The 13,156-nt window shown below is 45.8% G+C and carries 11 protein-coding genes; 2 read left to right on the top strand and 9 right to left on the bottom strand.

Annotated features, from left to right (window positions below; translation table 11 throughout):
- Positions 1 to 2 precede the first annotated feature (2 nt).
- Positions 3 to 317: a cell division suppressor protein YneA gene (gene yneA / locus M3152_RS08660; protein WP_251694742.1), complete on the bottom strand. Its 315-nt coding sequence runs from the start codon at positions 315 to 317 to the stop codon at positions 3 to 5.
- A gap of 202 nt (positions 318 to 519) precedes the next feature.
- On the opposite strand from yneA, the gene lexA reads away from it, so the two are divergent.
- Positions 520 to 1,140, top strand: a complete 621-nt coding sequence (gene lexA / locus M3152_RS08665; RefSeq protein ID WP_251694743.1) for a transcriptional repressor LexA — start codon at positions 520 to 522, stop codon at positions 1,138 to 1,140.
- A gap of 72 nt (positions 1,141 to 1,212) precedes the next feature.
- On the opposite strand, the gene M3152_RS08670 is transcribed toward lexA, so the two are convergent.
- A complete protein-coding gene (locus tag M3152_RS08670; protein ID WP_251694744.1) occupies positions 1,213 to 2,478 on the bottom strand; it encodes an aminotransferase class I/II-fold pyridoxal phosphate-dependent enzyme in 1,266 nt (421 codons plus the stop codon).
- Positions 2,479 to 2,616: 138 nt separating this feature from the next.
- Here M3152_RS08670 and M3152_RS08675 point away from each other — a divergent pair, with 138 nt between their 5' ends.
- Positions 2,617 to 3,213, top strand: coding sequence for a trimeric intracellular cation channel family protein (locus tag M3152_RS08675; protein WP_251694745.1), 597 nt, complete (start codon positions 2,617 to 2,619; stop codon positions 3,211 to 3,213).
- Positions 3,214 to 3,274: 61 nt separating this feature from the next.
- On the opposite strand, the gene hfq is transcribed toward M3152_RS08675, so the two are convergent.
- From hfq to mutS, 7 genes are all read right to left on the bottom strand, one after another.
- Positions 3,275 to 3,499 carry an RNA chaperone Hfq gene (gene hfq / locus M3152_RS08680; protein ID WP_251694746.1) on the bottom strand — a complete coding sequence of 75 codons (225 nt, stop codon included), beginning with the start codon at positions 3,497 to 3,499 and terminating at the stop codon, positions 3,275 to 3,277.
- Between the two features lie 41 nt (positions 3,500 to 3,540).
- Positions 3,541 to 4,491 (bottom strand): tRNA (adenosine(37)-N6)-dimethylallyltransferase MiaA, encoded by a 951-nt coding sequence (gene miaA / locus M3152_RS08685; protein WP_251694747.1) that lies wholly within the window; start codon positions 4,489 to 4,491, stop codon positions 3,541 to 3,543.
- On the bottom strand, positions 4,488 to 5,402 hold the full coding sequence (locus M3152_RS08690; protein ID WP_251694748.1) for an alpha/beta hydrolase: 915 nt from the start codon (positions 5,400 to 5,402) through the stop codon (positions 4,488 to 4,490). Before M3152_RS08690 ends, miaA begins: the two co-directional genes overlap by 4 nt.
- Entirely contained in the window at positions 5,399 to 7,048 is a 1,650-nt protein-coding gene (locus M3152_RS08695) for a glycerol-3-phosphate dehydrogenase/oxidase (RefSeq protein WP_435371931.1), read from the bottom strand. Before M3152_RS08695 ends, M3152_RS08690 begins: the two co-directional genes overlap by 4 nt.
- A 14-nt stretch (positions 7,049 to 7,062) precedes the next feature.
- Positions 7,063 to 8,556, bottom strand: a complete 1,494-nt coding sequence (gene glpK, locus M3152_RS08700; protein WP_251694750.1) for a glycerol kinase GlpK — start codon at positions 8,554 to 8,556, stop codon at positions 7,063 to 7,065.
- 45 nt (positions 8,557 to 8,601) lie between these two features.
- Entirely contained in the window at positions 8,602 to 10,491 is a 1,890-nt protein-coding gene (gene mutL, locus M3152_RS08705; protein WP_353056607.1) for a DNA mismatch repair endonuclease MutL, read from the bottom strand.
- Positions 10,492 to 10,556: 65 nt separating this feature from the next.
- Positions 10,557 to 13,127 (bottom strand): DNA mismatch repair protein MutS, encoded by a 2,571-nt coding sequence (gene mutS / locus M3152_RS08710; RefSeq protein ID WP_251694751.1) that lies wholly within the window; start codon positions 13,125 to 13,127, stop codon positions 10,557 to 10,559.
- Positions 13,128 to 13,156 lie beyond the last annotated feature (29 nt).

Raw genomic sequence — 13,156 nt, forward strand, 5'->3', positions numbered from 1 at the left:
CATTAGTCTCCTGCCAATTCTGTCATCATTGGATCAGGTATTGCTGAATCAACTTTAGGCAATTTCAATATTTCTCCTGATTTGATCATAGTGGATTGCATGCCATTCATTTCCATTACTTTCGCTATCCATTTCTCCGAATGTTCATCGGAAGAATAGTCTTTCGCCAATCCCCAAAGTGTATCGCCTTCTGTTATTGTTACTTCAACGAATGAAGTAGAGGCTGATTTAACTTCTTTCATGACACCTACGAGTGTAAATGCAGTGCAAAGGAAAATAATTAATAGAATGAAGCCATATTTTTGAATGAAAGTCATTAAAAACCCCTCCAAGAATGTTTGTTCGGAATACCTGTTCCCATTATAGGACAGGTTTTTTTAGAAGTCAATAAAATCTTCGAACCTTTGTTTGCCAATCACCCGAACACCTGTTATACTCTCTTTAAGAAACAATTGTGGTGGCGGACCTTTGTTCGCACAATTGCTTATCATTGATTCTATTAATTGGAGGGGTGGAATAATGAAGAAAATTTCAAAGAGACAGCAGGATATCCTTACGTTTATCAAAGATGAAGTGAAGCTGAAAGGGTACCCGCCTTCCGTTCGTGAAATCGGAGAAGCTGTTGGACTAGCATCCAGTTCTACCGTGCATGGTCATCTGGCCAGATTGGAAAGTAAAGGTTACATTCGGAGGGATCCGACAAAACCGAGAGCAATCGAGGTGCTGGATCCCGAGGGTCTGACTGCACTGAAATCGGGAGTTGTCCACGTTCCGCTTGTCGGAAAGGTAACCGCCGGCTTGCCGATCACTGCAATTGAAAATATTGAAGAATACTTTCCTTTGCCGGATACGTACGGCACATCTGACGATAAATTGTTCATGCTTGAGATTGTCGGAGATAGTATGATAGAAGCCGGAATTCTGAATGGGGATTATGTTGTCGTCAAACAGCAGCACACTGCCCATAATGGTGAAATTGTCGTTGCCATGACAGAAGAGGATGAAGCAACAGTGAAACGCTTCTTTAAAGAGAAGGATTATTTCCGTTTGCAACCGGAAAACGAGTCGATGGAGCCAATCATCGTCAATTCTGTTTCCATCCTTGGAAAAGTAGTCGGCGTTTATCGCCAGATTCATTAATTACCATTCAGCAATTAAAAATAGAGGATGACCCTGTCGACCTGAATCGACTAGGATCATCCTCTTTTCATTTTAATTTTCCACCCTATAGTCTTTCAGCAGGTTATCCATGGAGGACATAACTGCCGCCTTAACATGTTCATATGTCAATCCGCCTTGTACATAAGCCGTATACGGCGGACGAATCGGACCGTCTGCTGTTAGTTCGATGCTAGAACCCTGTATGAATGTCCCGGCAGCCATTATCACATCATCCGAATAGCCCGGCATATACGATGGTTCTGGCGCATAATGCGCATTTATCGGCGAGTTCTCCTGGATGGTCCTACAAAATGCAATCATCTGCTCAGCATTGCTGAAATTGACGGATTGTATCAAATCGGTCCGCGCAGCTGAATAATGCGGAGTCGTATCAAATCCGAAGCTTTCCAAGAATGCCGCTGTGAAGAGAGCGCCTTTCACAGCTTGGCTGACGACGTGTGGCGCAATGAAAAAGCCTTGGTACATTTCCAATAGCGTATCAAGGGAGGCACCCGCTTCTGCACCGATGCCAGGAGATGTCATGCGATAAGCGCATTTTTTCACAAGATCGGCACGTCCTGCGATATATCCTCCGGTCCTTGCAAGTCCCCCGCCGGGATTTTTTATGAGTGAGCCCGCCATCAGATCGGCCCCAACTTCAACCGGCTCTTTCGTTTCCACGAATTCCCCGTAGCAATTATCGACAAATACGATAAGGTCCGGGTTAATCGATTTGACAAAGCGTACCATTTCCCCGATTTGTTCAATTTGGAAGGAAGGACGGTCCGAATATCCTTTTGAACGCTGTATGCCAATCATTTTCGTCTTGTTATGGATATTCTTCCTCACTTCTTCAAAATCGACTGCGCCATCTTCCTTCAAATCAACGTGCTTGTAAGTGATTCCATAATCTATAAGTGATCCTGTATCCTCTTCGTTTCCGGACACTATTGATTCCAGTGTGTCATAAGGTTTGCCTGTAATATAAAGGAGTTCATCCCCCGGTCGAAGTACTCCGAACAGGCTCAGTGAGATGGCATGGGTGCCGGAGATGATCTGGTTACGTACGAGACATGCTTCCGCGCCAAAAGTGTCTGCATAGACTTGTTCCAGTACATCCCGGCCGCTATCGTCATATCCGTATCCAGTCGAGCCGGTTAGATGAAAGTCGCTCACCATGTTTTTCCGGAAAGCTGCCAGCACCTTCCGTTGATTGTAAAATGCCGCCTTTTCAACTTCTTTAAAATATGGGGCAAGTTTTTGTTCAGCGGCTTCTGCCTTAGTTTCGATTTCCGAAGCAAATTCATGTATCATCATTTCATTTCCTCATTCCTACAAATAGTCACTATAATATCTTATCAGTCTGTCTGGATTGGTCAATGGAAAATGACCGGAATTGGCAAAGCCTCTATTTTGATATACTATATGAAGTGTTTGGAGCAAGGAGGAACATCATTGGCTTGGGAAGTATTCAGTTTTATCGGCACTGCGGCTTTTGCCATTTCGGGAGCTCTAATTGCACAGGAAGAGAAATATGATATTTTCGGAGTCTATATATTAGGGATGGTAACAGCGTTCGGCGGAGGGGCTATCCGGAATGTACTTCTTGGGTTGCCTGCTTCTGTTCTATGGAGTCAAAATTTCCTCTTCATCGTCGCATCGGTTTTAATAACGTTCATTTTCTTTTTTTCAAAGACGATCATTAATCATTGGAATCGGTGGGGCACTTATTTTGACGCCATTGGATTGGCGGCATTCGCGATTCAAGGGGCTATGCTTGCGGTCAATATGAATATGTCATTATTCGCAGTAATGGTTGCTGCCGTGTTGACAGGTGCAGGGGGAGGAGTCATCCGGGATCTGCTCGCTGGAAGGCGCCCTCTCGTCTTTAAAAGGGACATTTATGCCGTTTGGGCAGCAGGGGCCGGGTTTTTCGTCGGTATCGGTCTTTACAGTTATGATTGGGCGTTGTACGCATTGCTAGTAGTTGTCGCTGCCTTACGAATCCTTTCATATCAATATCACTGGGAGTTGCCTCGCAGTAATTCTTGATATTCCAAATGGAAAAAGGAACAGGTTAATTGAACCTGTTCCTTCATTGGGACATATGTTTTTATTCCTCGTCCTTCAAAACTACAGGCTTAGCAGGTACATACGTCGATATTGCATGCTTGTAGATCAATTGCTGCTTGCCGTCTGATTCCAAAAGTACGGTGTAATTATCATATGATTTGATAAGGCCTTTCAACTGAAAACCATTTAGTAGGAATACAGTGACAAACGTGTTGTTTTTCCGTAGTGAGTTCAAAAATGTTTCTTGCATATTACCTTGTGACATACACCCCAGCCTCCAATTACTTCTATATTTCTCTTGCCTTTTTACTTATTCGATTCCGCCTCTTCAAAACCCTTCAAAATTGATATAATTTCATCGACAATCTTTTCTTTATCCGAATTTGCATCGAACCAGCTGATTTTCACTTTGTTCCTAAAATATGTCATTTGACGTTTCGCATAATGACGAGTATTTTTCTTTATTAACTCTATTGCATCATCTAATGAGATGACGCCTTCAAAATATTGATACAGCTCCTTATATCCAATCGCCTGGACCGACTGGACATTTCGGATGCCCTTTTCCCATAAACCTCTAGCTTCTTCCAGCAGCCCATCTTCCATCATTTGATCGACCCTTACATCGATTCGCTTGTAGAGAATTTCCCGGTCCAATGTAAGGCCGACGATTAAATGATCAAAAAAGAGCGCCTCACCTGCCCCTTGTTCATGCTCATTCTTCGTTTTTCCAGTCACTTGGATGATTTCGAGCGCACGTATCAAACGGCGGTGATTATTCGGATGAATTTTTTCTGCACTAGCAGGATCCATTTTCTGAAGCCGATGATACAGACGTTCCGCGCCGCCTTCCGACTCGAGTTCTTTTTCCAATTCAGCCCTGACGTTATCGTCTCCCGCCTCTTCGGTAAATCTGAAATCGAAGAGGACCGACTGGATGTACAAGCCCGTTCCGCCGACAATGATCGGCTGTTTGCCTCGGCTTCGGATCTCTTCAATACAGTTACGCACAGTCGACTGATATTCCGCTACGGAAAACGAATCAGAAGGCTCCTTAATGTCGAAGAGATGATGGGGAATCCCTTCCTTTTCTTCTTCTGTTATTTTTGCAGTGCCGATAGATAACTCTTTATATACTTGCATCGCGTCCCCATTGATAATTTCCCCATCCAGCCTTTTGGCAAGCTCGATGCTTAAAGACGTTTTGCCCGATGCAGTCGGTCCTACAATTGCGATGACTCTATCTGATTGACTCATTCTTTTATTATCCAATCCTTTATGAAATTAAATACTTGTTCCCGATTCACTTCATTCAACATTTCATGGCGACCGCCTTCATATAACATGACTGTTATATTCTCATTTCCGGCATCAGTAAATTGTTGTGCTGCCTGCCAGACTCCCTTACCAGTATTGCCGACAGGATCGTCTAAACCAGAGAGGAGGAGGATTGGCAATCTGTTCGGAACTTTTCTTATGCAGTCCAAGTCATTGATTTTCGCAAGTCCATCAAAGAGATCGATGAAAAAACGGGTTGTCGGTACGAAACCGCATAACGGATCATTAATGTATTGCTCCACTTTTTCATTGTCTCTCGATAGCCAATCAAAAGGTGTTTTTGGTGTTCTGGCTATTTTATTAAACCCTCCGAATACCAATTTATTAATGAAATAGTCCGGTTCATCAAACTTTGTTGCCTTGCCTTTCATTGACGCTAGAGCTTTTCCACCGATACGGCTTACACCAGGGTTGCCGGCAGTTCCTGAACAAATAAGCTTGTCTAGTTCCCTGCCGAATCTTTGGGCGTATCTCCTGGCTACAAATGACCCCATACTATGCCCGAAAAGGATTACACGAGGCGCTTGGAACTTGTTGCGGTAAAAGCTGATGATTTCATACGTGTCTTCAACGATCCGATCGAAGCCGACCGTATCTCCGAAATGGCCCAACTTCCCATTTAACGTGGCTGTATGACCGTGTCCCCGATGATCATGACCAGATACAGCAAATCCTTTGTCAGTGAGAAAAGTGATGAACTCTTCATATCGACCGATATGCTCCGCCATCCCGTGAAGTAGATGGATATGTGCGATAGGAGGATTGGCAGGTTGCGCATACACCGAATGGATGGAAAAACCGTCTGACATCGTCAACACCTGTTCATTCACACACGTTCACCGACCTTTCCTTCAGCTTCTTTTATATGCTGCTCCAATTGGGAGAGATAGAGCTCTTTCGTGTCTTCGGAATAGGAAAGGATAGCTCCCATATAGTCCGTTGCCGCCTCTTTATACAGTTTGACAAACGCGATGTTGAAATAGAGATCCCCCTTCCTTCTAATGAAAAAGTCAGAAGGCGTCATTGCCATTTCATTATGGATCGAGTAGAGGATTTCCGCTTTCCATATAGCGGGTAAAACTGTTTTCTCTGTTGATACCGCACTTACATAGGTAAAAACATGATCGACATTCGATCCGTACAAGGAGGCAAGCGCGCGTCCTTCTTCCTTAGTAAGTCCATATAATTCAGCTTCATTCGATTTGCTCTCGATAAAGTTTGCGAACTGTTCTTCACTCTCGAAATCTCCCCCGGCCAACGGGAGATATTCCGTTACGCATGGGCCGAACGAAGTTGTCGGAAACCTCTTTATGACATGGTCTACGACGGTTTCAGCCATTTTGCGATAGCCGGTCAATTTGCCGCCAGCAATCGTTATCAATCCCGTTCCTGCTTCCCAAATTTCATCTTTCCTTGAAATTTCGGATGCATCCTTCCCTTCTTCGTAAATTAGCGGCCGAACACCTGCCCAAGTCGACTCGACATCATTGCGATCCGCTTTGACTGAAGGGAACATGTAATGAAGTGCATCTAGAAGATATGCGATGTCTTCTTCGGTTGCAACCGGATTAGCCCGATCACCATCGAAGAAGGTATCTGTCGTTCCAATATAGGCTTTATTGCCCCTTGGGACTGCAAAAATCATCCTGCCGTCAGGCGAATCAAAATAGATTGCTTGCTGCAGAGGAAATATCGACTTATCGATTACAATATGGGTTCCTTTTGTCAATCGTAGCCGTTTGTCATTAGACACTTCGTCCTTCCCACGCACTTCATCCACCCAAGGGCCTGTCGCATTGACGACTACGGAAGCGCTTATGTCTATTACTTCTCCAGTGAGCATATCCCGGGCAGAGACACCTGCCACTTTTTTGTCTTGATACGTAAATTGCTCGACTTTCAAATAATTGAGGCAAAGAGCGCCTTTTTGGGCAGCTTTCTTCAATACTTCGATTGTCAACCGTGCATCGTCAGTACGGTATTCCACATAATGTCCACCGCCAAGCAAACCGTCTTCCCTTACTAACGGCTCCATTTCAAGCGTCTCTTCAGGTGACAGCATTTCACGGCGCTCCTCTTTTTTCACACCCGCCAATTTATCATAGACGAATAGTCCAGCAGAAGTTGTCAGCTTTCCGAATGAGCCGCCTTTATGAAAGGGAAGAAGCATCCGCTCAGGCTCCGTCACATGAAGGGCATTCCGATAGACGATATCCCTTTCCTTCCCGGTTTCGGAAACGATTTTTAACTCCATCTGCTTTAAATAACGCAGGCCACCATGGATGAGTTTCGTCGATCGGCTTGAAGTACCCGCCGCAAAATCCTGCATGTCGAGTAGTGCGACGGACAATCCCCTCGTCACTGCGTCAAGAGCAATGCCGGCACCGGTGATTCCACCGCCAATGATAAGCAGGTCAAACTGATAGTCGCGCATGAACTGCTTCACTTTCGGTCTTGTGATCGATGATAACATCATTCGCTCTCCTCCAGTCAAAGTTTGAATAGCCGCGCCGCCTCAACGGCCTTTTTCCACCCTCCGTACAAGGCGTCCCGCTCTTCCACTGCCATCTTCGGCGAATATGTCCGTTCCTTCGCCCATAAAGCTTCCACTGACTCACAAGATTTGAAAAAACCTGTCGCAAGCCCGGCAAGATATGCCGCCCCGAGTGCGGTCGTCTCCATATATGCTGACTGTTCCACCTGGATCTGCAGCATATCGCTTTGGAATTGCATGAGGAATGTGTTCCCGACAGCCCCTCCATCAACACGCAAAATATCAATGTCGATGCCAGCATCCTTTTCCATCGTCAATAGTACATCTTTTGTTTGATAGGCTAGCGCTTCGACTGTTGCACGGATGAAGTGCTCTTTTTCGGTTCCTCGGGTCAATCCGAATACTGCCCCTCTTGTATCCGAATCCCAATAGGGTGTGCCGAGTCCAACGAATGCGGGCACGACATACACACCTTCCGTAGAAGCGATCCGCGTCGAGTACATTTCCGAATCCGAGGCTTTCTGGATCATTCGCATCCCGTCCCTGAGCCATTGGATAGCGGAGCCTGCGACGAATACACTGCCTTCAAGTGCATATGTAATCTTGCCGTCCAACCCCCAGGCTATCGTGGTCAGCAGGCCATTTTCGGAAGTCACAGGCTGTTCACCCGTATTCAACAACATGAAACAACCTGTACCGTACGTATTTTTGGCCATGCCAACGTGAAAACAGGCTTGCCCGAATAAAGCACATTGCTGATCGCCCGCGGCACCGGCAATTGGAACAGAAGCTCCAAAAAATACGGAAGGGTCTGTATGGGCGTAGATTTCCGAAGACATCCTTACTTCAGGCAGCATGCCCATCGGGATATCCAACATCGCGCAAAGCTCTTTATCCCACTCGAGTTCGTGAATATTGAAAAGCATTGTCCTCGAAGCATTCGAATAATCAGTTACATGGACGGCTCCTTCTGACAGCTTCCAAATGAGGAACGAATCGATCGTACCGAATAGCAGCTCCCCTCTTTCCGCCCGTTCACGTACACCTTCCACTTCGTCAAGGATCCATTTCACTTTCGAAGCAGAAAAATATGGATCAAGCTGCAAACCCGTCTTTTGACGGATGCTCTCTTCCTTGCCAGCTTCTCTTAATTCATTAATAATTTGCTGTGTCTGTCTGGACTGCCAAACAATTGCATGATAGACGGGTTGTCCAGTGCGCTTGTCCCAAACAACAGTCGTCTCCCGTTGATTTGTAATGCCGATTCCATCGATATCTTCCGGCTGAAGTCCACTCTCCGTCAGAACCGAAGCGATGACGGATAAAACTGAACCCCAAATTTCGCTCGCATTATGCTCCACCCAACCTGGTTTCGGGAAAATCTGCCTGAATTCCCGTTGCGCCGTATGGACAATCTCACCTTTTCGGTTGAAAAGAATTGCCCTCGTGCTAGTTGTCCCTTGGTCGATTGTTAATATGAACTCACCCATCGGTAACCCGCCCCCTCGTTCAACTATAGGTTTTCTTCTACAGAGTTACATTACCCTCTTAAACATCTTTTCAATTTCATAAGTTGTAAAATGGATTAGGACTGGACGTCCATGCGGGCATGTATACGGATTCTCCGCAAGCGACAAATCGTTGAGAAGTCTTTCCATGTCTGCAATCGATAAATGATGATTCGCTTTGATGGAACGTTTGCAGCTCATCATGATTGCCGTCTCCTCCCGTAATTTTCCGATATCGGTTTTCCGATTCGTCAGAACCTGCTCTATCAGTTCTTCGATAAGAGTCGACGCTTCTCCTGCCGGAAACCATGCCGGATATTCTTTTACTGTATATGAAGACGGTCCGAATTCCTCCAGAAAGACACCGACTTCATTCAACGCTTCCAGGTTCTCCTCTATTTTCACCATTTCGTCCCCGGAATAATGGAAGATGAGTGGCATTAGCAACATTTGCCTTTCATCCTCTTCTACTTTACTTAATTTATCCCTGAAGAATTCGTATTTGATCCTCTCTTGAGCAGCATGCTGATCGATCATATAAAATCCGTCTTCGTTTTGAGCGACGATGTACGTGCCATGGACTTGCCCGACTGGTACGAGTGGCGGGAATCTTTTTTCCTTTGTTTCAGTTGTCGTATTTATTTCCGGAACAGGTACTTCCTGGTCATTTACTATTTCCTGTACTTCCATTACCTGTTCGGGCTGATCCGCTTGCCCAGGTTCTTGCTTGACAGGTTCGTAAACAGCTTGGAGCGGCTTCTTCTCAAACAGATTCGTTTCAAGTATCGACTCTTTCTGCTCAACTGCGGTTTTCTCTTGATCAACTTCTCTATCTTTCCAAGTAGGTGCCGGCCGGAAGTCATTCCAAATTGTCACTTGCTCCGAAGGCATTTTCTTGACCGGTTCCCGTTTCACGGCATCAGGAACGATAATTGACCGTTTCACCGCATCTCGGACAGACGATTTGATGAGGTCAAACAGTTCGCCCTCTTTGCTCATGCGAATATGCTGTTTGGAAGGATGCACGTTGACATCCGTCAAAAACGGGTCAGTTTCTACGTTGATGACAGCAATCGGGTACCTGCCGATTGGCAAATAGGTATGAAGGCCATCGATTACAGCCTGGTTTGCAGGATAACTCTTTACCCATCTTCCATTTACAATGAGTGTCATATAGTTTTTGGATGCTCTTGTCATCTCAGGCAACGTGACGTATCCATCCACTTTGAAATCGGCGTTTCCACCTGAAAATGGCACCATCTTTCGCGCTACTGCCATTCCATAAATATCAGTGAGTACTCTCCTGCGATCCCCGCTGCCTGATGTATGCAGGACAGTTTGGCTGTGATGGGAGAGTTTAAAAGCGATTCGAGGATGACTGAGCGCTAGTCTGTTGACGAGATCGATCGTATGTCCAAGCTCTGTCTGGATCGTCTTCATATATTTCAACCTGGCGGGCGTGTTGTAAAAAAGTTGGGAAACGGTCATGTCGGTCCCTTTTCTGAACGCTGCGTTGGATTGCTTGAGAAGAAGCCCGCCGTCAATTTGCACTTCGGTCCCTTCAGTTTCACCGTCCGACGTAAAGAGGCTGACCTTAGATACGGAAGCAATACTGGCAAGCGCCTCACCTCTGAATCCTAACGTCCTGATCCGGAACAAATCATGTTCATTCGATATTTTGCTCGTTGCGTGGCGCTCAAATGCAAGGACGGCATCGTGACGTGACATCCCTTTTCCATTATCGGTCACCCGAATAGAAGTGAGCCCAGCTTCCTCAAGTGCGATCTCAATCGAAGTGCTGCCCGCATCAATCGAGTTCTCCACTAATTCCTTCACAATCGAAGCCGGTCTCTCGACGACTTCCCCTGCGGCAATTTTATTGGACAATGAATCGTCCATGACTGAAATGATATCCACTGGATCCCTCCTTTTGTCATCTGGTCGTAGTAATGAATATCAATAGGCTAGCGGGATGTAAATGATTAGTCCGCTCGCGTGGCCTTAGTTAATTGCTTCTGCCAATCTAGGATCAAGTTCATTGCTTGCATTGGCGTCAAGTTCAGCAAGTCTGCCTGTTCCATCTGTTCCAACACGGACTTGTCCACTTCCGATAGCGGATCGGCTTCTTCCTGTAAATCGAAGAATGTCAATTGTTCGGATGGTGAAGTCACGGCACTGGACTGTTCTGCGCTTTCAAAAGCATCAAGCAGCTTTTTCGCACGGACTACAATCGTTTCCGGAAGGCCTGCCAGTTGGGCAACGTGAATCCCATAACTCTTATCCGCCGGTCCCGCCATCACTTTGTGGAGGAAGACAACTCTCCCTTCCTGCTCCATAGCGGCGACATGGACATTCGAAAGCCTTTCCAATTCCATGTCAAGCTTTGTGAGCTCATGATAATGTGTCGAAAACAAAGTATTTGCGCCAATTTCATCATGGATGAATTCCATCATCGCCTGAGCAAGAGACATTCCGTCGTACGTAGATGTTCCTCTCCCGATTTCATCGAAGAGAAGCAAACTGTTTCCAGTTGCATTTGCAATCGCGTATTTAGACTCCATCATTTCCATCATGAATGTGCTTTGGCCTGATGCAAGATCATCCGCCGCGCCAATTCTTGTGAAAATCTGGTCCGTCACGGGAAGAGTGGCGGATTCGCATGGTACATAGCAGCCTATTTGAGCCATGATGACCGTCAAAGCGACTTGCCGCATGAATGTACTTTTACCGGACATGTTCGGTCCGGTGATGAGCAGCATGTTTGCCTCTTCAGTCAATGTGCAGCTGTTCGGTACGTATAATGAATGATCCATCATTTTCTCTACGACCGGGTGTCTTCCGTTTTTTATTTCTAATGCCCGTCCGTCATGGAATTGCGGTCTGACGAACCGTTGTTTTTCGGACACCTCAGCAAATGAAAGCAGGACGTCCAACTCAGATAGGACACTTGCCAATTGTTGGACTCTTCGAATATGATTTTTCATTTCATCACGCACAGCGCAGAATAGGCTATATTCCAGCTCTTGACCTTCCGCTTCAGCGTTCAGAATCAAGTCTTCCTTTTCCTTCAACTCGGACGTAATATAACGCTCCGCATTGGCAAGGGTCTGCTTACGTTCATAACGGGTCAAATCCGCCAGATGGATATTGGATTTCGTAATTTCAATGAAATAGCCGAAAATGCGGTTGTATCCGATTTTCAAATTTTTAATACCTGTACGTTCACGCTCATCGCGTTCAAGCCCTGCAAGCCATTCTTTGCCGTTTCTCGACGCATCCCTGTATTGATCAAGCTTATCGTGATAACCGTCTTTTATGATGCCGCCTTCTTTTACAGAAAGAGGCGGATTTTCCGCAATCGATTTCTCCAACAGTTCGAGTGCTTCTGAACATGGGTCAATCTGCTCGGAAAATTGTTGCAGACGCTCGTGACCGGACTGCTGAAGCGCGTTTTTCAAATGAGGCACACGTCGAAGGGAATTACGTAGCTGTGCTAGATCCCTGCCGCTTGCACTTCCCATGGAAATCCTTCCCGTCAAACGTTCAAGGTCATATACTTCTTTCAAGGATGTTTTCAAATCGTCACGAAGAAAGTAATCCTCAATCAAGTCCGACACGATTGTAAGTCTATCTTCAATAGCAGTCCTGTTGGCAAGAGGCTGATGAATCCATATTCTCAGTTTCCTAGCCCCCATCGCTGTTGATGTCTCATCTAGTAGCCAGAATAGAGTTCCTTCCTTGCTTCCGCTCCGGATTGATTGGACTAGCTCTAAATTGCGCATCGAATTGGCATCGATAGAAAGTTTGCCTGATTTCTGTATGTATTCAAAAGGACGTAAATGCTCCAAAGAAGACTTTTGAGTACGTTTCAAATAAGAAATCAGAATGTCGCACGCCTCAACCAACTCAAGTGGAACTTGCGATCGGATGTCTGTGGAGCTATCATCACTCTCCCCATTTTCCATCGAGAGGACAATATCTCTTTTGGCCATCCATTCATTTAGGGTGATATGCAATCGTTCCCGGACAACGATTTCCTTCATTCCAAGTGCCTCAATCTCGGCTATCAATGTTCGCTCATCGCCTGAAACGATTTCAGTTTTCCCCTCACCTGTGGCAAGATCGACATACGCTAGTGCATAACGTCTTTCATCAAGCTGGTCAGCAGCCCCGATAAAATGGTTTGCATTGGCATCCAAGGATTTCCCTTCTGTTATTGTGCCCGGCGTAACGACTTTCACGACTTCCCTTTTCACAATTCCTTTCGCCGCTCTAGGGTCCTCCGTCTGTTCACAGATTGCGACTTTATGGCCTTTTGAGACCAAGGTCTCGATATAGCCTTCAGCTGAATGGTAAGGCACTCCGCACATCGGAATTTTATCCGTGCTTCCGCCATCCCTGCTCGTCAATGTAATTTCCAGGATATTGGATGCTTCTATCGCATCGTTGAAAAATAATTCATAGAAGTCGCCCAACCGGAAAAAGAGGAACGCATCCTCATGTTCCGATTTCACTTGTAAGTATTGTTGAATCATTGGTGTGTATGTAGTCATTCCAGAACCTCGCTAATCTCGCATTTTCT

The sequence above is a fragment of the Sporosarcina luteola genome, from assembly GCF_023715245.1.
Classification (GTDB): Bacteria; Bacillota; Bacilli; order Bacillales_A; family Planococcaceae; genus Sporosarcina; species Sporosarcina luteola_C.